This window comes from Kribbella sp. C-35 (genome assembly GCF_046549195.1).
GTDB lineage: Bacteria > Actinomycetota > Actinomycetes > Propionibacteriales > Kribbellaceae > Kribbella.
Genome location: NZ_JAJPWG010000002.1, coordinates 989,598 through 1,010,412, shown reverse-complemented (window position 1 = coordinate 1,010,412; position 20,815 = coordinate 989,598). Strand labels below are relative to the sequence as shown.

Annotated in this window: 19 protein-coding genes; 15 read left to right on the top strand and 4 right to left on the bottom strand. The window is 67.1% G+C overall.

What is annotated here, in order from left to right; translation table 11 throughout:
- Nucleotides 1–9 precede the first annotated feature (9 nt).
- Genes ACLJOO_RS17300 through ACLJOO_RS17290 form a run of 3 tightly spaced genes read left to right on the top strand, consistent with a single transcriptional unit; the run spans nucleotide 10 to nucleotide 2,596 of the window.
- Nucleotides 10–1,059: a type III polyketide synthase gene (locus ACLJOO_RS17300; protein ID WP_410788183.1), complete on the top strand. Its 1,050-nt coding sequence runs from the start codon at nucleotides 10–12 to the stop codon at nucleotides 1,057–1,059.
- Nucleotides 1,056–1,583, top strand: coding sequence for an isoprenylcysteine carboxyl methyltransferase family protein (locus tag ACLJOO_RS17295; protein WP_410788182.1), 528 nt, complete (start codon nucleotides 1,056–1,058; stop codon nucleotides 1,581–1,583). The genes ACLJOO_RS17300 and ACLJOO_RS17295 overlap by 4 nt, the downstream gene beginning before the upstream one ends.
- On the top strand, nucleotides 1,580–2,596 hold the full coding sequence (locus ACLJOO_RS17290) for an NAD(P)/FAD-dependent oxidoreductase (protein ID WP_410788181.1): 1,017 nt from the start codon (nucleotides 1,580–1,582) through the stop codon (nucleotides 2,594–2,596). Before ACLJOO_RS17295 ends, ACLJOO_RS17290 begins: the two co-directional genes overlap by 4 nt.
- A gap of 238 nt (nucleotides 2,597–2,834) precedes the next feature.
- Here ACLJOO_RS17290 and ACLJOO_RS17285 read toward each other — a convergent pair whose 3' ends face one another.
- A complete protein-coding gene (locus tag ACLJOO_RS17285; protein ID WP_410788180.1) occupies nucleotides 2,835–4,373 on the bottom strand; it encodes a PucR family transcriptional regulator in 1,539 nt (512 codons plus the stop codon).
- Between the two features lie 102 nt (nucleotides 4,374–4,475).
- On the opposite strand from ACLJOO_RS17285, the gene ACLJOO_RS17280 reads away from it, so the two are divergent.
- From ACLJOO_RS17280 to ACLJOO_RS17265, 4 genes are all read left to right on the top strand, one after another.
- A complete protein-coding gene (locus ACLJOO_RS17280; RefSeq protein ID WP_410788179.1) occupies nucleotides 4,476–5,741 on the top strand; it encodes an NAD(P)/FAD-dependent oxidoreductase in 1,266 nt (421 codons plus the stop codon).
- Between the two features lie 241 nt (nucleotides 5,742–5,982).
- Nucleotides 5,983–6,384 (top strand): VOC family protein, encoded by a 402-nt coding sequence (locus ACLJOO_RS17275; RefSeq protein WP_410788178.1) that lies wholly within the window; start codon nucleotides 5,983–5,985, stop codon nucleotides 6,382–6,384.
- A gap of 18 nt (nucleotides 6,385–6,402) precedes the next feature.
- On the top strand, nucleotides 6,403–6,849 hold the full coding sequence (locus tag ACLJOO_RS17270) for a GNAT family N-acetyltransferase (protein WP_410788177.1): 447 nt from the start codon (nucleotides 6,403–6,405) through the stop codon (nucleotides 6,847–6,849).
- Nucleotides 6,850–6,986: 137 nt separating this feature from the next.
- On the top strand, nucleotides 6,987–7,688 hold the full coding sequence (locus tag ACLJOO_RS17265; RefSeq protein WP_410788176.1) for a hypothetical protein: 702 nt from the start codon (nucleotides 6,987–6,989) through the stop codon (nucleotides 7,686–7,688).
- A gap of 1 nt (nucleotide 7,689) precedes the next feature.
- On the opposite strand, the gene trxA is transcribed toward ACLJOO_RS17265, so the two are convergent.
- Both trxA and ACLJOO_RS17255 read right to left on the bottom strand, forming a co-directional pair.
- Nucleotides 7,690–8,079: a thioredoxin gene (gene trxA / locus ACLJOO_RS17260; RefSeq protein ID WP_410788175.1), complete on the bottom strand. Its 390-nt coding sequence runs from the start codon at nucleotides 8,077–8,079 to the stop codon at nucleotides 7,690–7,692.
- Between the two features lie 150 nt (nucleotides 8,080–8,229).
- On the bottom strand, nucleotides 8,230–9,105 hold the full coding sequence (locus ACLJOO_RS17255) for an aldo/keto reductase (protein WP_410788174.1): 876 nt from the start codon (nucleotides 9,103–9,105) through the stop codon (nucleotides 8,230–8,232).
- A gap of 589 nt (nucleotides 9,106–9,694) precedes the next feature.
- Here ACLJOO_RS17255 and ACLJOO_RS17250 point away from each other — a divergent pair.
- Genes ACLJOO_RS17250 through ACLJOO_RS17215 form a run of 8 tightly spaced genes read left to right on the top strand, consistent with a single transcriptional unit; the run spans nucleotide 9,695 to nucleotide 20,113 of the window.
- Complete coding sequence (locus tag ACLJOO_RS17250) at nucleotides 9,695–10,840, top strand: conjugal transfer protein (protein ID WP_410788173.1); 1,146 nt, start codon at nucleotides 9,695–9,697, stop codon at nucleotides 10,838–10,840.
- Between the two features lie 49 nt (nucleotides 10,841–10,889).
- Nucleotides 10,890–11,177 carry a hypothetical protein gene (locus ACLJOO_RS17245; RefSeq protein WP_130380595.1) on the top strand — a complete coding sequence of 96 codons (288 nt, stop codon included), beginning with the start codon at nucleotides 10,890–10,892 and terminating at the stop codon, nucleotides 11,175–11,177.
- Nucleotides 11,177–11,740: a hypothetical protein gene (locus ACLJOO_RS17240; protein ID WP_410788172.1), complete on the top strand. Its 564-nt coding sequence runs from the start codon at nucleotides 11,177–11,179 to the stop codon at nucleotides 11,738–11,740. Before ACLJOO_RS17245 ends, ACLJOO_RS17240 begins: the two co-directional genes overlap by 1 nt.
- Nucleotides 11,737–14,970, top strand: a complete 3,234-nt coding sequence (locus ACLJOO_RS17235; protein ID WP_410788171.1) for an ATP-binding protein — start codon at nucleotides 11,737–11,739, stop codon at nucleotides 14,968–14,970. The genes ACLJOO_RS17240 and ACLJOO_RS17235 overlap by 4 nt, the downstream gene beginning before the upstream one ends.
- Nucleotides 14,967–16,997, top strand: a complete 2,031-nt coding sequence (locus ACLJOO_RS17230; RefSeq protein ID WP_410788170.1) for a hypothetical protein — start codon at nucleotides 14,967–14,969, stop codon at nucleotides 16,995–16,997. Before ACLJOO_RS17235 ends, ACLJOO_RS17230 begins: the two co-directional genes overlap by 4 nt.
- A 7-nt stretch (nucleotides 16,998–17,004) precedes the next feature.
- Nucleotides 17,005–17,877 (top strand): hypothetical protein, encoded by an 873-nt coding sequence (locus ACLJOO_RS17225; RefSeq protein WP_410788169.1) that lies wholly within the window; start codon nucleotides 17,005–17,007, stop codon nucleotides 17,875–17,877.
- Nucleotides 17,878–17,893: 16 nt separating this feature from the next.
- Nucleotides 17,894–19,042 carry a hypothetical protein gene (locus ACLJOO_RS17220; RefSeq protein ID WP_410788168.1) on the top strand — a complete coding sequence of 383 codons (1,149 nt, stop codon included), beginning with the start codon at nucleotides 17,894–17,896 and terminating at the stop codon, nucleotides 19,040–19,042.
- Nucleotides 19,043–19,063: 21 nt separating this feature from the next.
- Nucleotides 19,064–20,113, top strand: a complete 1,050-nt coding sequence (locus ACLJOO_RS17215; RefSeq protein ID WP_410788167.1) for a hypothetical protein — start codon at nucleotides 19,064–19,066, stop codon at nucleotides 20,111–20,113.
- Nucleotides 20,114–20,154: 41 nt separating this feature from the next.
- Here ACLJOO_RS17215 and ACLJOO_RS17210 read toward each other — a convergent pair whose 3' ends face one another.
- On the bottom strand, nucleotides 20,155–20,772 hold the full coding sequence (locus tag ACLJOO_RS17210; RefSeq protein ID WP_410788685.1) for a DNA glycosylase AlkZ-like family protein: 618 nt from the start codon (nucleotides 20,770–20,772) through the stop codon (nucleotides 20,155–20,157).
- Nucleotides 20,773–20,815: the final 43 nt, after the last annotated feature.

Here is a 20,815-nt window from a genome sequence, read left to right as displayed (position 1 = left end):
GATGCCACGATGACGCGGATCGCAGCGGTCCGGCCCGCGCTCCCGCCGTACCGGTATCCGCAGTCCGAGCTGACCGCGGCGTTCGAGTCCATCTGTCTCCCGGACGGCCGCGGTACGGCGTTGCTCCGCCGGCTGCACGCGAACGCAGGGGTCTCTTATCGGCATCTCGCGCTGCCGTTGGAGCGGTACGCCGTACTCAAGGACTTCGGCGAGGCGAACGACGCGTGGATCGCGGCTGCCGTGGATCTCGGGGCCGAGGCGGTCGCGGGCGCGGTGGAGGACGCGGGGCTGACGCTCGACGATGTCGACGTACTGATGTTCACGACGGTGACCGGGGTGGCGGCGCCGTCGATCGATGCGCGGGTGGCGATGCGGCTGGGGATGCGGGAGGACGTGAAGCGGCTGCCGCTGTTCGGGTTGGGGTGTGTCGGGGGAGCGGCGGGGATTGCGCGGTTGCATGACTACTTGAAGGCGTGGCCCACGCACGTCGCCGTACTCCTGTCGGTCGAGCTGTGTTCGTTGACGTTGCAGCGGGACGACTCGTCGCTGCCGAACCTGGTGGGTGGCGCGTTGTTCGGGGACGGTGCGGCGGCGGTGGTGCTGACGGGGTCGGAACATCCGGCGGCGTCCGGGCCTTCGGTGGTCGCGACGAGGAGTCGGCTGTACCCGGAGTCCGAGCGGGTGATGGGGTGGGACGTCGGGTCGGGTGGGTTCCGGATCGTGCTCGGGGCGGATGTGCCGGACGTGGTACGTCAGTACCTGGGTGGGGACGTGGACGGATTCCTCGCTGCGCACGGGCTGACCGTTCCCGACATCGGGACGTGGGTGAGTCATCCGGGCGGCCCGAAGGTGCTGGAGGCCGTGGCGGAGACGTTGTCGTTGCGACCCGGGGCGCTCGAATTGACGTGGAAGTCGCTCGATGCGGTCGGCAACCTGTCATCGTCCTCGGTGCTGCATGTCCTCGGTGACACGCTCAGGCTGGATCCTTCGGGTATGGGTCTGCTGCTCGCGATGGGCCCGGGTTTCTGTTCCGAGCTCGTCCTCTTGGAGTGGTCATGACGGAATCGTTGTGGTGGTACGTCGCACTCGTCGTGCTGGTCGGATTCGAACGCGTCGCCGAACTGGCGGTGTCGCTGCGGAACGCGAAGTGGAGTTTTGCCCGCGGCGGCGTGGAGTTCGGGAAGGGGCACTACCCGTTCATGGTGGTGCTGCACACCGGGCTGCTGGCCGGGTGCGTGGTCGAGGCGATCGTGTCCGATCGGTCGTTCGATCCGAAGCTCGGGTGGACGATGCTGGCCGTGGTGGTGGCGATGCAGGCGCTGCGCTGGTGGTGCATCTCAGTGCTCGGGCATCAATGGAATACCCGGGTGATCGTCGTACCGGGGCTCGGACGGGTCACCGGTGGGCCCTATCGCTTCCTGCGGCACCCGAACTATGTCGCCGTCATCGGTGAGGGGATTGCGCTGCCGCTCGTGCATTCGGCCTGGATCACCGCGATCGTGTTCACGGTCCTCAACATCCCGTTGCTGGCGGTCCGGATCCGGACCGAAGAGACCGCGTTGCGCACAGTGCTTACTCGATGATCGATCTGCTCGTCGCCGGTGCCGGGCCGGCCGGTGCCGCCACTGCGATCCGCGCGGCGCTCGCCGGATTGTCGGTCGTCGTGGTCGAACCGCGCTCGGCCCCGATCGACAAGGCCTGCGGGGAAGGCATCGCCCACAGCGGGGTCTCCTATCTCGAGCGCCTGGGCGTGGAACTATCCGGCCGCCAGTTCCACGGCATCCGCTACCTCGACGCAAGTCACACCGTCGACGCCCGCTTCACCGCGGGCCCAGGCCTCGGAGTACGCCGTACGACGCTGCACGCGGCGCTCATGTCCCGGCTAGCAGCGCTAGATATCCCAGTCGTGCGCGCCCGAGTCGGCCCGATCACCCAGAACACCACGTCCGTCACCGCAGCCGGCCAAACCGCCCGCTACCTAGCCGCCGCCGACGGCCTCCACTCACCCATCCGCCGGCAGTTGGATTTGTGTGGTGGGAATTCAGGTGAGGTACGTCGTGGGCTCCGGCAGCACTTCGCTGTCTCGCCCTGGACTGACCTCGTCGAGGTCTACTGGTCAAAGCTTGGTGAGGCCTACGTGACTCCGGTAGCCGACGACCTCGTGGGGGTCGCCGTCCTCACCTCCGCGCGCGGCACATTCGACTCGCACCTCGACGCTTTCCCTCTCCTGAAGCGCCGGTTGCGTGGGGCGGTCGCGGCGAGTGCCGTGATGGGCGCGGGCCCGCTCCGCCAGCGAGTGAGCGCCCGCACCGCTGGCCGGGTCCTGCTCGTCGGCGACGCCGCTGGGTACGTCGACGCGCTGACCGGCGAAGGCATCGCGGTCGCGTTGCGGACCTCCGCCGAACTGGTCGACTGCATCCGCGCCGACCGCCCACAGGACTACGAGGCAGCCTGGCGCCGCGTCTCCTGGGAATGCCGCCTGCTCACCGCGTCGTTGCTGTGGGCCCGTAACCGCCCAATCCTCGCACCGCGGATCGTCCCCGCCGCGGCCGCGCTCCCGGCCGTCTACCGCACCATCGTGAACCGGTTGTCCTAGGCAAATTTCCGGGGTAAGAGAATGCCGTAGGCCCGGCGATCGCTCAGACAACCGCCGGGCCTAACGGGTGGGCCCGAGCTTCCTGGTGAAAAGCTCGGACCCCGCAGCCTTTCCGGCTCCCTGGTGAAGAGTCGGACCTGCTGACAAGGAAGACTCTGTCAGGCGGATGTTGCCCAACAGTTGCCGGAATGTGAAGCCTTGTTACATGGGGCTGTGGCGTAGATCTCAGTGCCCATGTTCAGTGCTCCGTACGGACCGCGGCTATCTGCAGCTGCAACGCCAACCGCTCCCGCGGATCCGACAGATCGAGCTCGGAGATCTCCCCGATCCGTTTCATCCGGTGCCGCAACGTATTCGTGTGCAGATGCAGTTCCCGCGCCGCCCGCTGCGGCTGCCCCGGAAAGTTCAGCCAGGCTTGCAACGTTTCCACGTACCCCGTGTCGTGCTCGATGTCGTGCCGCAGCAACGTCGCGAGCGGACCATCCATCTTGGTGGTATCAAGCGACGTGACTGCCCGGTGCACCGTCAGCACGTGCCACGCCTCTTCGACCCGCAACGCCGGCCCCGGCGCGACACCCCGCCGTACCAGACCCAGCAGCTCGACCGCCTCGGCGCGTGAGCTCGGCAGATCGGCCGGACCGCGCGCGGGGCCGCCGGCAGCGGCGTACGTACCGGCGGCCTGTTCAAGGACGAGCTTCTGCAACCAGGTCCATGACCCTGGTCCGTCAGTGTCTGTAACAACAGCCAGCACCGTCCCGTCGAGGTCGGCCAACTGCGGCTCGCTCCAGCCGTGCCTGCGACCGGTCGACTCCCACAGGTCGAGTTGCTGCGGTACGTCGTACCCGTCGGGCGACCCGAGCGCCACAACTCGCCACGGCTGCCGCGGGAGCCGTACGTCGACCGGGTTGTCCGGGGAGAACTGCCGCAGGATCGTCCGCAGCCGGTCAATCGCACTCCGCCGCGCTACGTCCGCCTGAGCCCGCAGCCGCAACAGGTGCAAGGCGAGAACGGAGGCGGCGTTGCTGAGCTCCGCCGTGACCGCGTCACTCACCGGACCGTCGACAACGGCCCAGATGGACCCCAGCCACTCACCCCCAGCCCGGACCGGTACGACGAGACGCGGGCGGATGCCGTTGGGTCCGTCAGGTACCAGGAACGGCTCGCTGGATCGTGCCAGCCGGCGAAAAATGCCACGGGCCCGGAAGTGTGCGATCACTTCGGGCGGCACCCGGCGTCCGACGATTGTCGACACACGGGTGGGGTCGGTGAAGTCCTGCCCGGAGGAGTACGCCAGGACTCTGGACTGGTTGTCCTCGATCGTCACAGGTGCGTCGACGATCGCAGCGGCAGCGTCAGCCAGTGCGAACAGCTCCTGGTGCACACCGGCGTCGCCAGCGGCAGGGGAGTCCGGTGCGGCCGCCCGGTCGAGTACACCGCGGAGCAGCCAGACCACGTGGGCCCACGTCACGCTCGGCTGCAGTGCGACGAGGGTCATGGCCTCCCGCTCCGCTGCAGCCACCACGGTCGGCTTGTGTGCTAGCGCCGTACGGAGAACCACCCCGGAGGCGTTGCCGGCCGCGCAGCGCTCCACCAGCTCCACGGCGTCTTCTGCGTCGCGTAGACCGAGTCCGAGCACCAGGTCGCCCGGCTGACCCGTCGCAGGTTCCTGCGGGTCGGCCAGGAAGACGTCCCGGACCTCCCGGTCGCCCTTGCCGGGCACCACGACCTCGAACAGTGCCGGACCGACGGCGACGATCAGGTCGGACGAGGAGATCATGCGTCCATTGTGCGGGTTATTGTGCGATGAGCACAGTCATTCGTCGCGGCAATGGTGTGATCGCACCATGACAGCCGTCGGTGGCGGCCGCACCATCGATACATGACCACAGCTGGTTCCACTCAGATCGTCCCCGACCGCGTCGCCGTCGTCGGCGCGGGCATGGTCGGCCTGGCCACCGCCTGGTTCCTCCAGGAGGCCGGCGTCGAGGTGACCGTGCTCGACCGTGAGGGCGTCGCCGCCGGCGCGTCCTGGGGCAACGCCGGCTGGCTGACCCCCGGCCTCGCCACCCCGCTCCCGGAACCAGCGGTCCTCAAGTACGGCGTCCGTGCGGTGCTGAGCCCTGCCTCACCGGTGTACGTTCCACCGACCGCGAGCCCGCGGCTCCTCAAATTCCTCACCCGCTTCGCTCGCAACAGCACCGCCGGACGCTGGAAGACCGCCATGGACGCGCTGGTCCCGATCAACCGGCAGGCCCTGCCCGCGTTCGACTTCCTGGCCAAGGCCGGGGTCGAGGCGCAGACGTACGAGGCCAAGTCGTTCCTGGCCGCCTACCGGACCGTCGAGGAGCGCAAGGTGCTGCTCGAGGAGATCGAGCAGATCCACGCCGCCGGCCAGGGCATCGAGTTCGAGGCGATCAGCGGTGACGACGCCCGCGAGATCGAGCCGTCGCTGTCCGACGAGATCGGCGCGGCGATCCGGCTGCACGGGCAGCGGTTCATCAACCCGGGCGAATACGTCCAGCTGCTCGCCGACTCGGTGATCGCCCGCGGCGGCCAGATCATCAGCGGTGTTGTGGTGAAGGACGTCGTCGACGAGATCCGCGGCGTCCGGCTCGTCACCGGCGACGGCGAGACCGATCCGTTCGACGCGGTCGTGATGGCGACCGGTGCGTGGCTGGGTGACCTGGCGCGGCAGTTCGGCGTGAAGACCGTCGTACAGGCCGGTCGCGGGTACAGCTTCAGCGTGCCGATCGCGCACGTACCGGCCGGCCCGGTGTACTTCCCGGCGCAGCGGATCGCCTGCACGCCGCTGGGCGACCGGCTCCGGGTCGCCGGGATGATGGAGTTCCGCAAGCCCGAGGCGAAGCTCGACCCGCGCCGCATCGACGCGATCGTCGAGGCCGCCCGGCCGCTGCTGCGGGACGCCGACCTGGACGCGCGGACCTTCGAGTGGGTCGGCCCGCGGCCCTGCACCCCCGACGGCCTGCCGATCATCGGCGCCACCGCATCGCCGCGGGTGTTCGCCGCCGGCGGGCACGGCATGTGGGGCATCACACTCGGCCCGATCACCGGCCAGTTGCTGGCCGAGACCATCACCACCGGCCGCGCGCCGGCGGAACTGCGTCCCTTCAACCCGCTCCGCTGACCTTCGGCTGGAGGGACCCCAACGACGTGGTCCCTCCATCTCGCTGACCGTCTCTTCGAGCAGCCCCTTCGGTGACCCTCCCCGGGCAGCACCTCACCTGCCCGCACCTCCTCAGGCCACCACGTTGCCGCTCCGGTCAGCCCTGAGAGCGGGCCCTGGCGTCTTTCTCCTGCCCAGGGCCCGCTCTTTTCTGTCGGTGGGCTGTGCGACTGTTCTGCTCAGACTTTTGGGAGGACATGTCATGGTGCTTCGCTGGTACACCGTCGTGATCGACTGCCACGACGTCCGCAAACAGGCGGCCTGGTGGGCCGAGGCGTTCGGCTGGAAGACGATCATCGCGACCGACGAGGAATGCGTGAACGTGCCCGGCTGGGTCGAGCCGGACAGCCTCCGCGACCTCCCGTGGGAGCGGATCGGCCCCGGGATGGTCTTCGTCCCCGTGCCCGAGGACAAGACCCTGAAGAACCGCCTGCACCTCGACTTCGCGCCCCACACCAGCCAGGACCGCGACGCCGAAATCGCCCGCCTGGAAGCCCTCGGCGCCCAACGCGTCAACGTCGGCCAACCCGAAGACCCCGGCTGGACAGTCCTGGCCGACCCAGAAGGCAACGAATTCTGCGTCCTCAGCTCCCGCGACTTCTGAGCCCCGGCGTACACCGACATGCTCACCACCGAATCCACTGTGCCCGCGCACCGCATCCCAGAGCTGACCGACCTCATGCGTACGGCGTGGTGGATGACCGACCGCACACCCGCCGACGTCCGCCACCTGCTCGACCACTCGGACCTGGTCATCACCATCACCCACCACCCAACAGACCAATTGGTCGGCTTCGCCCGAGTCCTCACCGACTACGCGTCCGTCGCGCTCATCCTCGACGTCATCGTCGGCCAACGTCACCGCGGTACCGGCGCAGGCGCCGCCCTACTCGACGCCGTCGTCACCCACCCCGACCTCGCCGCCGTCCGCAGCCTCGAACTCGTCTGCCAACCCGACCTGATCCCCTTCTACAACCGCTGGGGCTTCACCACCCAGGTCGGCATGTCCCACCTGATGCGCCGCACCACCGACCCCCGCCTGACCACCCAACCTGTTGCCGATCGCTGACGGGACAGGCACGATCAGCGGAATCACCAGCGACGTACGGAGGCTCCCGCCCGATGTCGGACGTGAAGAGATCCCCAGCACCTGCTCCATCGACGGACGCACCTGCCTGGACAGTGCGAGCGCGGCCGGTTGTGGACGTGTCGGCACGCATCCTTTGCCTGGTGATCGGCGGCGGCTTGCTGGTCGCCGGCCTCGTCGGGCTGTTCACCGGTGTCGGCGAAGGCCAGTTGGTGACGGTTCTCACCGCGGGCCTCCTGCTCCTGGTGATGCCGTCGATCGTCGACCGGGTGCGAAGCATGAGGCTGGGGCAGTTCGAAGTACATCTCGTCCGGCAGATCGCCGCGACCGCCCGCAAGAGCGCCGAGACCCTGCGGCGACTGGGCATGGAGCCGCAGCTGGACGCCTACGCGACGATCTACACCGAGCTCCGCGGATCGGAGCTCAAGGCGGTTCGCGGCGAGGTCCTCGACCGGATCGTCCAGCGGGTCGCGAACGCCTCCGCCGTCGAGAAGTTCGACAAGACCGAGGTCAAGGACCTCTACCTGAGCGGCTCACCGATCGTCCGCGTGCTCGCCCTCGGCCTGATGGAGGGCGACCTCTCACTCATCGACGGCGAGGTGCTCCTCGAAGCCATCAACAAATCGCTGACCGGCAACGAGCAGTACCACGCCCTGAAGATCGTCCTGAACGGGTGGGGTCAGCTCTCCGACGCTCAGCGGAACGAGCTCGGCGCCGCGATTGAAGCGAATCCTCAGATCGCCAGGGGTCCGGCTCGTCGCGAGTTGGCAGAAGAAATCCGGGGACTCGCGAAGAGTCCCCGGATTCCGCCTACTACCTAGCTCAGTGGGTGTGCGGCTCGGTGCCGTGTTCGGCTTCGTGGGCGGCGATCTGGGCCTTGACCTCTTCCATGTCGACCGCGCGCAGCTGGCCGATCAGGTCCTCGAGGCTCGCGGCCGGGAGCGCACCCGCCTGCGAGTACAGGACGACGCCGTCGCGGACTGCCATCAGGGTCGGGATGGACCGGATCTCGAAGGCCTGGGCGAGCTCGCCCTGGGCCTCGGTGTCGACCTTGCCGAAGGTGATGTCACCGTGCTGCTCGGACGACTTCTCGAACACCGGCCCGAACATCTTGCACGGGCCACACCACTCCGCCCAGAAATCCACCAGCACGAGACCGTCGCTACCGACCACCTCGTTGAAGTTCTCCTGGGTCAGCTCGACCGTTGCCACTACGACCTCCGAAAGTAGATGAGTACGCCGTAGTCAACACCGATCGACGGCCGAGTTGTTCCCGGACCCCGGTCAGGTACGCCGGCTGATCTCGTACGCCGTACGACCTGACCGGAATGCGGAGTCTCGTATGTGACCTGGGCCACGTTGTCAGATGGGCATGTCCACAAAGGGTGATGCGTAGTCCTGCACCTCGCCGAGGATCGACGCGGCGTCCTCCGGGGTGAGGTCGGCGCGCTCGCGCTCCGCGACGATCATCTGCTGCAGCAGCCGGGTCTCACCCGCGGTAGCCAGACCGGTGATCTCGGGATGCCCGTTCAGCAGCCAGGCGGTCGCGGCGGTGATGTAGCGCTGCTCGTCGAACGGCCGGTACCAGGTGTCGTACGACTTCTGCTCACCTTCCTGCCAGTTGCGCCGGGCGATCATCTTGATCGTCATCAGCGCGGCGTCCGACGCCTTGACGGCCTCCACGAGCGCCGCGTAGTCATCGGCGTACTGCGGATCCGTGGACAGCTTGTAGTTCAGCGGCGTCAGCACACTGTCGAAGTCGAACCGGCGCAGTCCCTCGGTGTGCACCGACGGCGCCTGCGCGGTGTGGCCGGTGATGCCGATCGCGCGGACCATGCCCTCGTCCTTGGCCCGGATCGCCGCCTCCAGCGAACCGCCCTTGCCGGTCACGAGATCGAGGTTCTCCAGGTCGCACACGGCGTGCATCTGGATCAGATCGACATGATCGGTCTGCAGCCGCTCCAGCGACCGGTTGATCTCGCTCCAGGCCTCCTCGAACGTCCGGCGGCCGGTTTTGGTGGCGAGGAAGATCCGGTCCCGGATCTCCGGCATCCGGGGCCCGAGGCGGAGCTCGGCGTCGCCGTAGTCGGCGGCCACGTCGAAGTGGTTGAGGCCGGCGTCGAGGGCTTCCTGGATCGACGCGTCGGCGCGGTCCTGGTCGACGCCGCCGAGCGAGGCGGCGCCGTAGATCAGCACCGAGCTTTCGTGGCCGAGTCTGCCCAGTCGGCGAGTTTCCATCCTGGTCCTCCAGGGGTAGCAGGGGTCACTCCGACCTTATGCCCGGAAGCGCTCTCGGCAAGCGGTTGTCCACAGCCGATTTTGACCCCTCGCCACGGGAGAGTTTTCCACAGGCGGACCACCCGATCGGTTACTATGAGTGATCAGTTGGTGCGTTCTCTTACCATGTTGTTCGCACGGATTTTCGAACCTGTCCGCGGCGTGTGGCATGGTGTGCGCTGCCCGCCCGACCTGAGCGGGCATGAGAGAGGAGCTATGACGACGGTACCGAAGGTGTCACGCTTGGCCGGAAACAGTGACGGCGAGGGTGACACTGCCCGCGAGTGGGGTAACAGTATGGCAGCGGGGAGCGATGGACCATCCGGATCCTGGGCTCAGGTCTCCCGGAGTGCGGTCGCTTGCCGTATTCTCCCGGCTACTGTCCGCGTAACTGCTGTCTGAGGGGCGGGTAGGGATGAGTTGGTGGCGAACGTTGCTGAATCTGCCGCCAAAAGGTGAGCATTGGTCGGACCAGCGCCGGACCAAGAGGCCGGGCAAGGGTCGCCCGCAAAGTACCGCGCCGGAGTGGTGGGCCCACCCCGGCGGGCCGGTGTCACCTACCCCTCGCCAGGCGCAGGGTGTAGCCGCGCAGTACGCCGCTCCGCAGGGCCAGCCTCCGCAGAAGCAGACACCGCAGAACCAGGCGCCGCCGCCCGGTGGCGTGATGGCACCGCCGCGTCGTCCGGGCGCGCGTACCCCGGAGGAACAGCACCAGAACCCGGCGCCTCGCACACCCGAACGTTTGAAACAGCGTTCGCCGCACGGCGCGCACGCGGCGCCAGGCCCGGTCCGCGAGGTGCTGGAGCCGGGGCAGACGCCGTGGTCGACCGAACCGGAGTCCTCTTTCTCCACGTGGGCCCGGCGGTTCTTCCGCGGCCTCGTGGTCGTCGTACTGCTGCTGGCTGCGATCAGCGGCATCCGCTCCTGGATCGCGCCGAACAAGACGCCCGAGACAGTGGTCAGCGGGCAGAGCAGCTTCCCGTCCGCAGAGGCGAGTGCGGTCGCGACGCGGTACGCCGTGTCGTACCTGACCTGGGACGAGAGCAACCCCGACGCTCGTCCGGCGCAGATCGGACTGGATCTCGCCGCCGGACTGGACAGCCGTGCGGGCTGGAACGGTCGCGGCAAGCAGACCGCCGACGTCGCGTACCCGGGAGAGGTCAAGGCCGACTCCAACGGCATCACGGCCACGGTGGACGTCCGGGTCCGCGTCTACACGTTCACCAAGCAGGGCAGGAGCTGGGCCGCCGGCCCGATCACCTGGGAACGCATCTCGGTCCCGGTCGCGCGGACCGCGTCACGCGTGGTGGTCAGCGGGCCGCCGACGTTCGTACCGGACCTGCGGGCGCCGCTGCCGAGCAACATGCCGGACGCCGGCAAGCCTGACGACGACCTGACGACGGCGACCGAGAAGGACGCGGAGGCGTTCTTCTCGGCGTACGCCGAGTCCGACAACAAGGTGTCCGCGGTGACCGCGCCCGGCTCGACCATCCGCAGCCTGAACGGGGCGGTGAAGTTCGGCGAACTCAAGGACTGGCAGGTGTACACCGGCAACGACGACGAGCGGCGGGCGACCGCGGCCGTCACCTGGAACGGCGTGGGTGACACCACGCTGGACCAGACGTACACGCTCACGCTGAGGCGTACTGTCGCCACGGACGGAGCACAGCGATGGCAAGTGGCTGCCGTCGGATGAATCCAGCTACTGGCCATCGGATGACCGAGGCAACAAGGGAGACACCGCAATGACGACTCACGAACTGGCTGCGAGCGTGCTTCAGCTTGCCGTGCCCATGGCCGACCCCAATGTGCCGACGGGCGCGGACTTCAAGGACTGGGTCCTGGTCATCGCGGGGAACATCTTCATCGCGATCCTCGTGTTGCGTGCCATCGGCCACTACTTCAAGCGCGAGTGGGGCGAGCTGTTCGGCCACATCGCGGCCGGGGTCCTGGTCGGCGGGCTGATCTACGCCAACAACCAGACCATCAACGTGCTCAAGGGCTTCTGGGGATTGCTGTCCGGAGGTAATTGATGCGAGTCGGCCGCACCCTGACCCACCACTTCGAGATCGAGACCCGGCAGTACGACCTGCTCGGGATCGACCTCGGAGAAGGCGCCCGGCGCCGGATGATCATCTTCGGAGCGGTGATCATCGTGCTCTGGGTGGCCTTGCTGTTCCCGTTCATCGGCGTACCGAAGAAACCCACCGTCAGCCTGTACATCGTGCCGCCGTTCGTGATCACCGCGTTCGGCTGGCGCCCCGGCAAGTTCCACGAGCGTCGCCGGCGGGTGACCGAATGGGCGCTCTCCGTCCGGTACGCGTTGCGTGCGCACCGCCCCATCATCGGCCTGGGCGCGCGCGCCGCCGACAAGACGGAGTACCTGCCCTGGCGGGAGCGCATCTCGACCCGGAAGGTGGCCGATCTGGCCAAGGCCCGGGTCACGCCGGAGTGGGAACGTGAGGTCGTGGTGGAGGTCGACCCGAGGGTCCGCGCGGGTGCGGACATCACCGTCAACCAGCGGGCCCGCCTGCTCGGTTCGGATCATGTGCAACGGGTGAGTCGCAGGACGTCGTCAGGGAAGGGCCGCGAATGAAGATCGCTGACAAGCTCTTGAACCTGGTGGGGGTCGGCCGCGAGCGCGGCCTGCCGCCACCTCGTCTTGTTGCTATCGCCGACGGTCTGCTGGTGACCGAGCGCAGCGCCGAGGCGTGGTTCCTGATCTCGGTGGCGAACACCGACCTGGCCACCGAGGCCGAGCAGGACGCGGCCCTGGACGCCGCGGTCAGCGCCGCCGCGACGATCCTCGGCGACCGGCTCAGCCACCTGAAGGTGGTGTGGGGCCGCTCGACCGGTCAGGACTACATCGACTCCGTGGCCGGCCACTACCGGCTCGGCGACCACGAGGCGTGGGCGCAGACCCGGGCCGACCGGATCGACGAGATGCGGATGCCGGAGCGGTACGTCGCACTCGGCGTACACCTGTCCGACCGCGACCCGCGGGCCACCGCGCAGGTCCGCGGCTCGATCAGTGACGCACTCGGTACGACGTCGTGGCGGGTCAGCGCGCGCGAGCTCGCGCACCTGGACGAGCGGGTGCGCAAGCTCGCTCGTCAACTCGGCTCGACGGTCTGGCGTGCGCACACAGCGCCGGCCGAGGTGATTTCCTGGCTGATCAGTCGCGAGATGCACCGCGGAGCAGTCGCGGCGCCGCGACGCGGCCTGATCACCGGTGCCTCGCTGGCTCGCCTGACGTCCGGACGCGTAGTGCCGTACACCGACCACCTGCGGATCTACGACACGCGTGGCCAGATCGCGGCGTACACGACTGTCCTCGCGATGACGGACTTCCCCGAGGAGCTCGAGACACCGGGCGCGGGGGAGTGGCTGCGGACGCTGTCGGAGATCAAGGCGATCGACGACGACGGCGAGGAGATCGACGTCACCGTCGAGGCCTCCGTCCGGTTCCGCGTACTGACGAAGAAGACCGCGCGCCACCTGGTAGACGAGACCCGGAAGAGCGCGAAGGAGCAGCGCCGCTCGGCCGCGAAGGGTACTGCGGAGGAGACGGCCGACGAGATCGTCGAGACCGAACGCGTCATGCGCGAGGTCAAGCGCGACATCAACCGCAGCGGTCTAACACTGGTCGAGGACCACCCGCGGTTGCTGGTCAGCGCGGACACGCGTGAGGACCTCGAGGCGTACGTCGACGCGGTCATCGCGCACTACGCGGACCGCGGCATCACCGTTGCCGCCGGCGCGGACGAGCAGCGCGACCTGTGGCTGGAGTCCTTGCCGGGCGACCAGCTGCGCGTGCCGGACCTCGGGCACGTGCGTGAGTCCACCGCGTTCTTCGGGTCCTGGTTCTGGGGCGGTGCCTCGATCGGTGACGCCACCGGCCCGGCCATCGGGTACCTGACCGGCTCCACACCCGGTCTGGTGCGTTTCGACGCCGCAGCTGGTTCTGCCCTCGGTGACGCGACCACGACTCTCTTCCTCGGCCGGTCCGGTCGAGGGAAGACGACTGCCGCGATGCTGGGCGGTCTGGACTCCGCGTTCGCCGGCGCATGGGTGCCGCTGCTGGACCTGAAGGGCGACGCTGCCGGCGTCTCCGCGGTCGCCGCGGAGTACGGCGTACCCACTGCTGTCATTGAGATCACGGCACAGTTCTCCGGCGCTGCAGACCTGCTGCGGGTGCTGCCCGTTGACGACGCACTGCTGCAGGCCCCGTCGCAGCTGATGCTGTTGCTGCCGCCTCATCTGCGTGGTGCGGCCGAGGCACCGGTCATGGCCGCTACCCGCGCGGAGATCCAGTCTCCCGATCCTTCGTCGTGGGGTGTCATCCAGCGGCTCTGCGCCTCCGACTCGGAGACGGTGCGGACTGTCGGCTTCGCGCTGCGCGACCTGGTCGAGACAGGTCTCGGCTCCGTCGTCGCCGGCCCACCGTCCGGCCTCTCCTCCCTGACCACGAACCCAGGCCTCTGGGTCGTCCAGATGCCCGGCCTCACGCTGCCGTCCCCCGAGTCGGCCCCCGAGTCCTGGTCCCCCATCGAACGCGTCGGCATGGCCTGCCTCCGCGGCTGCCTGGCCTGGATGGTCCGTACGACGGGCCGCCGCGAGTTCCGCGGCCGCTCCAAGGTCGTCATCGTCCCTGAGGTCCACCTGCTGACGAAGACCCCCGACGGCGCCTCCTTCCTCGACTACATCGCCCGTGTCGGCCGCGCCCTCGGCGCCTCCCTGGTCCTGGACACCCAGGACCCGGCCTCGATCCTGAAACTCCCCGGCCTCGTCGAGCAGATCACCACCCTGTTCGCCTTCAGCCTCCGCTCCCGCGAACAGGTCGACTCACTCCTGGAGTTGTTGGGTCGGCCGCAGACTGCGCCGTACCAAACCCTGGTCCGCGGCATCAACACCGCCGCCAACGGCAAATCCATCCGCCACGGCCACTGCATCATGCGAGACCGCTGGGACGAAGTAGCCACAGTCCAAATCGACATCCCCAGCCAACAGGTCGCAGCCCTACTCCGCACCACCCCCGAATCCGAACACGCGGCCGCTACGGCTCCTGCCCAGACCATCGCCGTCCCGGAAGACCCCTTCGCCGAGGACGAGGAACCGGCCTTCGAACCAGCGCTCGCGCAGGCCAGCCCTGACCGCGAGGCTGCAGACCAGCAGACCGACCGGCAAGCCGTCAGCCCACGCGTCCAGGACGAACTCCGCAACCAGGCGCCGCATCCCCAGGCCCAGCCTGAAACCCAGGCCCAGCCTGAAACCCAGGCCCAGGCCCAGCCTCAGGCCCAGGCACCCGCTGCGGCCCAGTCGCTCGCTCAGCGACAGGCACCGGCTCAGGCCGCCCCAAGACCGGCAGAGGCGGCTTCGGCAGCGGCTGCGGCGGCAACGCCGGAGCACCAGCAACCAGTTCCGGCCGCGCCGACCTCCACACCGGATGTGCCGCACGCACCCCAGCCCGCAACTCCTGCCGCCGAGCACCAGCCGTTCGCGACCGGCAACGGAATACCACAAGGCAACCCAGCACACCCGAGCCCGCCGCCCACCGCGGCCCCTGATCCCGCACCAGCCACAGCTGCACAGGCAACCTCCGCCGTCGCCCAGCAGAACGGCCACCCTCCAACCCCCTCCAGCGAAGACCGCCACCACGCGCTCCGCTACGAGTCCCCGATCGGCCCCGATGAGGTCTACGACCAAGAGGCAGACGAGGCCGCCTACAACGAGGCGATGTACCCCGCCTACGACACCACCGACCCCACCCCCAACGGCTCCGACCAACCCACCAAGTCCCCCACCGGCAAGGAGCACGTCGCATGAGATGGCAGCGCCGCACCCGAACGGCGCTCACCGTCCTCTCCGTCTCCCTGATCCTCACCTCCCAACTAGCCCTAGCCGCCGACCCCAACCAAGGCCCGACCAACCCAACCGGTTTCGGTGACCTTCTACCTACCCCTGACCTGACCCACGGTGATTCGCGAACGCTCTTCGAGCAGTACAGCCCGACGGTCTATGGGCTGGACTTCGAAACGAGCTTCCGCGATCCCATGGAGGCCGTGTTCAACGGCTACGCGCACATGGTGATGCTGTACATCGTCGCAATCACCCGCGCAGCGATCTCTGTGGGCTGGTGGCTGTTCTCGTTCACAGATCTGAAGCCTTTGACCGACACCGCTTCGTCGGCCATCGGTCTGGTGAACACGCAACTTGCCGGATGGTTGCTGCCGTCCGCTCTGGCGTTCGGCGCGATTGCCGCATACGCGCAGCGGCGGGCCAGCGGTAGCTCGATGAGTCAGTTGGTATGGGTCTTTGCCGCTGGACTGTTGGCCACGAGTTTCGCTGTCGCGCCGGCGACTTGGCTGCACGGCGTCGATGGCGCACGGCAGATTGGTTCCGACGCGGTTGTCGGAACGTCCACCGAGGTACTCGGATCGACGACAAAGGTTCCGATCGAGTGGCCCGAACCTAGTTTTGCTGGCTCCAAGCGTGACACGCTGCTGCGAAAATCCGGTGACGCAACTTGGCGAGCCTTCGCGGCGACCCCGTGGTGCGTTGCTGAGTTCGGTTCTCTCCAGGCTTGTCAGCGCTACGGCAAGGCCATCCTCGACAAGGGCACCGACGGCGATGCCCGCAACAGCTACATCGATAAGGAGATCAGCAAGGCTGAGGGCGGCGGAGATGCGCCGACAGTGAAGTGGGCGAAGGGTGACAATCCTTTCGGACGCGTGGGCGTGCTGACTCTTGGTGCGATAGCGGCGACGCTGTTCGCGTTCTTGACGGTGTCACTTGCGTTCACAGCCTTGATGGCATTCATCGGCTGCATGATCTTGCTGGTGGTCGGTGTCCTGTTCACCTGTCTGTGGGCTGTTCCCGGCCGGACCAGGCAATGGGGGATGAACTGGTTCGAGGCCTTACTCGGCCTGGTTCTGCAGTCGATCCTTGCCCTGCTGGTGTTCTCGACCACCTTGGCACTTGTCACTGCGGTCTTCAGCCTGACCGACACGCTCGGATGGCTTCCTGTGAGTGGGCTCGCGATCGCCGTTCTCATTGCAGGGTTCCGGCTTCGGCGGCTCTTCGAGAGCATGAGTTCGATGATGCGGCCGGGAATGGGAAGCCTGGTCATGGGAGGCCTTGCTCGCAGAGGAGCTATGGGGGCCGTTCGGCGTCTCATGGGCGTTGTAGGCAGCCGAGCCGCGAGTCCAACGGTCGGGGAGAAGAGCTCGAGAGGGTCGTACGAGACAAAAGTCGAGCGAGCCTCATCCGTCCGGGTCTTCCGACAGGCACCGGCGCTCGGAGGCAACTATCGCATGCTGTCGGCACGACAGGCGCCGGCTCATGCGATGAGTTCTCCTGAACGTCGAGCTATCGAGCCGGCAGGGACGACTTCGGCTCGTGCGGGCTCTGGCGGAAATCAGGATTCGAAGCTCGCGCGCCTCAAGGACCACGCACAGACATCCAGTGACGCGACATCGGCGACAACCCCTTCTGCGACTTCGGGCGGCGCCTCTGGTCGACGCCGAACGATCACCGTTGGATTGTCGTCCTCGCCGTCCGTTCGATCCAGTACAGCGAACAGCGGAGCTCAGTCGGGCGGGGCCGGTGGCGGATCGTCGAAGGCAGAAGCCAGGCAGGCAAGGCACGCGAAGTCGATCAGAAACGACAGTCGTCCCGCCTCGCACAGCAGATTTGAGCCGAGAGCTCATACGCATTCGGCGAGCCTGCGCGACGGACCTCCCAAGGCGGCTCGCGATCGCCGCAAGGCACCGTCCAGTTCGGGCCGACGGTTCCGCGAATATTCGAGCGTCACGAAGGACGGCGTGACGGTCATGGTGCCAAGCCGCAGGTGACCAGACGATGAAGAGCGGCGGCGACTCTTCGCGGCGTGATCGCGATGACGATTCCGGCAGGGTCCGGCCCGATGAGCCGACGAACTGGCGTGACATGGTTCGGACGGACTACGACTATCCCGACGAGATTGACGAGCTGAGCCGGCGAGAGCGTCGTCGGGCGAAGCGCACCTGGCGCCGTGACGATCAGGCACAACGTGTGGCTTGGCTCCGCCAGCAGCGACAAGCGGAGCCTACGAGCCCGGTGACGGTCATAGTCGCCGTCGTGATCCTCGCGATCATCGTTCTCGGTCTCGGCGGCGGGTTGCCGCGTCTGCTGCGAGGAGATGAATCTCCCACCCGTGGAGATGTTGGGGTGCTGACTCCTTCGCGACCGCCCGACGAGGCGCAGTCTTCTCAGGCACCACAGTCGTCGACGACTCCCTCAGGCCCAGCGACGCTGCAGAACTCCACTCCGCCGATCCTGACCGAGCGTCCGTCGGCGGCTGCAACGACGGCCGTGACGACTACCCTCAATGCTTGGGCACGGGTGTTCTACGCACGTGATCCGTCGAGTGAGACATATGCGAATCTCATCGACAAGACAGCTGCCTACATCACGTCTGAGCTCGGAGAGAGCCTGCAGTCCGAAGGCGATTCGACCTACGACGCCCTGAAGTCCGACGGTGGGAAATCCACTGTGGCCGCCGTGAAAGTCGAGATGCCGAAGCCGGATTCAGCTCCGGTGGACACGCCGACGCGGATCAGCCGCCTGGTTTCCGTCACGATCGATGTCACGGGCAAGCGCCCCAACCGCATGGTACTGCCGCTCCTGATCACTCTGGTGCCCGAGGGAACCAGTTGGGTGATCAGCGACTTGAACGGCGGGACCGGTCCATGAGCGAACGGGGACTGTGATGTTCATGGATCGTGGCGCAGGCGGTGTCTTCGGCTCGAGCGCGGGCAAACTCCTTGGCCTGAAGGCGCTCGGAGCAATGGCCGTAGTCGGATTGATGAGCTTTGTCCTGATCGTTCCCTTCGGTGCTGGAGGCGACCGGTTCCTCGCCAGTTGCCCTCCGGGAAGCGGTGATTCCCGGGTCGACGATCCGCCTGCGGGTGCGCCGGTGCGAGCAAGGCAGGTTGCCTTCGCCAAGATCATCGACGGCGTCGCAGTGGCGCGTGGCCTTCCGGGTCGAGCGACTCTGGTCGCCCTGATGACGGCGCTGCAGGAATCGGGACTTGAGAACATCGACTACGGCGACCGCGATTCGGTTGGGCTGTTTCAGCAGCGTCCTTCAGCAGGTTGGGGCACGGTCCAGCAGATTCTGGATCCGACGTACGCTGCCGAGGCGTTCTTCGGTGGTGCGAATCCACCTAGCCCTCCCGGCCTGGTCGACATCGACGACTGGCCGTCTATGTCATTCACCGAGGCTGCCCAGGCCGTTCAGGTCTCGGCGTTCCCCGATGCCTATGCGCGACATGAACGCACGGCGCGGCAAATCGCAGCGGAGGCAGGTATCGACCTCGAGCGGGCAGGCGATCCCTACGCGGGGCGCTCCGGGCCGAAACCTACCGTCGGCCCGTCGCAACCGACCGACGTCGACAACAATTGTGGCGGAGGCGGACTGATCGAAGGCCGCCCCATCAACGGCGTATGGCCCCCGCAGACTGCAAGCGTCACGGATCCGACGGGCACAGGCGGGCTCGTCACCCAACGCACGGCTGCGTGGGTCGCGCAGGCTCGTGCCGCGCTCGCCAATCCGCCGATGAGCTGCTGGGACGCCCATGTCTGGAACCCGACCAGTGACCATCCGAAGGGGAAAGCGTGTGACGTCTTCGTCGGCGGGGACTCGCGGCGATCCGCGCCGGCGCGAGCGAAGGGGGATCGCATTGCGAACTGGGCGATTCAGACGGCAGGCACGACTGGGCTGCACTACCTCATCTGGTACGGCAAGATCTGGAGTGCACGCACTGGGCAGTGGAAGCCGTACAACGGCGGCGGCGTCTACGATCCGAGTGATGCGACAGGTGGCCACTACGATCACGTTCACGTGTCGCTCTACTGATTCCAATTGCCGAGGCGGTACATGAACAACTCGCAGAACCCGGATGATCGTACCGATGATGGCTCGCGAGAGCATGGTTTTCGCGACTCGGCACCGAGGACACCGGGCGCGGACAATGCCGTGCCGCAGATTCCGGTCAACGGCCCGCATGGGCACGAGCAGCGCGGGATCGGCGGGCCTGCCGCATCGGGGACACCGGGTGGTTCTGGCATGTTCGCTGCTGAGTTCGTCGCCATGCTGCTCTGGGGTGCTGCGAGCTTCGTCATCACCTTTTGGCTGTCGGGAACGTTCGACTGGAACCCGGTCGTTGTCGTCGGCGCATGGCTTCTCACGGGACTCATCGTGTTCTGGCCGGGTTCGGACGGTCTGATCGCACGCTTTCTGCTCGGACTACGCCGGCCGACGATGGTGGAGAACCAGCGCCTCGCTCCTATCTGGTACGCCGTCGCGAACAGGTCTGGAGTCGACCCGAGCAGGTTCACGATATGGATTGAAAGAGCCGAGACCCCAACCGGTTCGGCAACCGGCGGCAACACGCTCTCAGTGACGAGTTGGGCGCTCTACACTTTGCCTCCGAGTCACTTGGAGGCGGCGCTCGCTCATGACTTCTCTGTGCGTCGTCACGGCCACCTGTGGGTGAGTCGGGTCCTGCACTGGTATTCGGTTCCGGCTCGACTCGTAGGCTTCGTGATCTGGCAACTGCTCAAACTGAGCCGGACGATCCCGGCGGTCGGATGCACCATCATCGGCTTCCTTCTCATTGCCTATCTGGGCCTGATCCTCGGCGCATTGATCTTCTATGACAGCCTTGCCGTGCCGTTGGCGTTTCTGGCACCGCTGTTCTCGCCATTGCTGTTCATCGGTGCGAACAAGTTCGCGGAACGGATGGCGGATCACACGACAAGCGACCTAGGCTACGGCCGCAAATTTCTCGAGGTCCTCTACGGATGGCAAGCCCAGCATGAGGGCGGACAACGTCGCGGAGGGTTCGCGCAGCCTGACTGGCTCACCGGCCAGCCGTCGGTGGCAGAACGTATCAGTGCGCTTGAGGTATATCTGCAGCGCCGATGAGTCGCGACGCACCTCGTTGAACCGGGGCGTCTGGGGACATATCACACGAACGTGATTGTGGTCTCCGATGCGGCGCTCGTGAATGCCAGCAACTGGTGCGCCTCGGCTTCGATGGATTCGTGCGCCTGGCGGCTCATATTACCGATCGCTTCGATCTGCAATGCAGCGGTCTTGGTCTTCTTGGTCAGTTTCCAGAGGGCGATGGCTTGGCCGTTGTAGAGGACGGTGCCCTGGGTTAGGACCTGGTGGAGTGTGAGGGAGGCTCGGGTGGAGGTTGAGATGAAGCGGGTTCGGTCGGCGTGGGAGAGGAGGAGGTTGTCGTATTCGGGGAGGAAGCGGGTGGGGGCCTCGGTGTCTTCGTGGGGGAGGGGGAGGGGGAGGTGGGGGAGGTCGTAGAGGGTTCGGTTGGTGGTGGCGTCGGTGTAGGTGCGGAGGTCGAGGCGGTCGAAGACCTCGGACAGGCGGGTGAGGCCGGACCAGGTTTGGGCGTCGGCTACTGAGGCTGGGCCGTAGGCGGCGAGGTAGCGGAGGATCATCGCCTCGGCAGACGCAGTTGGGTTCTCGTCGCTACGAGCCGAGTCGTCGGCGGTGGTTGAGGTGGGGGTTTGGGGGAGCCAGAGGGGGCTGTGGTGAGGGTGGGTTGGCCGGGTTTGTTCCAGAGGCCTCGGGGTGGGGTTTGGATGGTGGGGAGGAGGCAGCGGA

Excerpts from the sequence above, each read along its gene's own strand:
- ACLJOO_RS17300 (WP_410788183.1), top strand. The coding sequence starts at position 10 with ATGACGCGGATCGCAGCGGTCCGGCCCGCGCTCCCGCCGTACCGGTAT.
- ACLJOO_RS17270 (WP_410788177.1), top strand. The coding sequence starts at position 6,403 with ATGCTCACCACCGAATCCACTGTGCCCGCGCACCGCATCCCAGAGCTG.
- ACLJOO_RS17225 (WP_410788169.1), top strand. The coding sequence starts at position 17,005 with ATGAAGAGCGGCGGCGACTCTTCGCGGCGTGATCGCGATGACGATTCC.
- ACLJOO_RS17285 (WP_410788180.1), bottom strand. The coding sequence starts at position 4,373 with ATGATCTCCTCGTCCGACCTGATCGTCGCCGTCGGTCCGGCACTGTTC.
- ACLJOO_RS17215 (WP_410788167.1), top strand. The coding sequence starts at position 19,064 with ATGAACAACTCGCAGAACCCGGATGATCGTACCGATGATGGCTCGCGA.
- ACLJOO_RS17235 (WP_410788171.1), top strand. The coding sequence starts at position 11,737 with ATGAAGATCGCTGACAAGCTCTTGAACCTGGTGGGGGTCGGCCGCGAG.
- ACLJOO_RS17280 (WP_410788179.1), top strand. The coding sequence starts at position 4,476 with ATGACCACAGCTGGTTCCACTCAGATCGTCCCCGACCGCGTCGCCGTC.
- ACLJOO_RS17295 (WP_410788182.1), top strand. The coding sequence starts at position 1,056 with ATGACGGAATCGTTGTGGTGGTACGTCGCACTCGTCGTGCTGGTCGGA.
- ACLJOO_RS17245 (WP_130380595.1), top strand. The coding sequence starts at position 10,890 with ATGACGACTCACGAACTGGCTGCGAGCGTGCTTCAGCTTGCCGTGCCC.
- ACLJOO_RS17240 (WP_410788172.1), top strand. The coding sequence starts at position 11,177 with ATGCGAGTCGGCCGCACCCTGACCCACCACTTCGAGATCGAGACCCGG.
- ACLJOO_RS17220 (WP_410788168.1), top strand. The coding sequence starts at position 17,894 with ATGTTCATGGATCGTGGCGCAGGCGGTGTCTTCGGCTCGAGCGCGGGC.
- ACLJOO_RS17230 (WP_410788170.1), top strand. The coding sequence starts at position 14,967 with ATGAGATGGCAGCGCCGCACCCGAACGGCGCTCACCGTCCTCTCCGTC.
- ACLJOO_RS17275 (WP_410788178.1), top strand. The coding sequence starts at position 5,983 with ATGGTGCTTCGCTGGTACACCGTCGTGATCGACTGCCACGACGTCCGC.
- ACLJOO_RS17290 (WP_410788181.1), top strand. The coding sequence starts at position 1,580 with ATGATCGATCTGCTCGTCGCCGGTGCCGGGCCGGCCGGTGCCGCCACT.
- ACLJOO_RS17255 (WP_410788174.1), bottom strand. The coding sequence starts at position 9,105 with ATGGAAACTCGCCGACTGGGCAGACTCGGCCACGAAAGCTCGGTGCTG.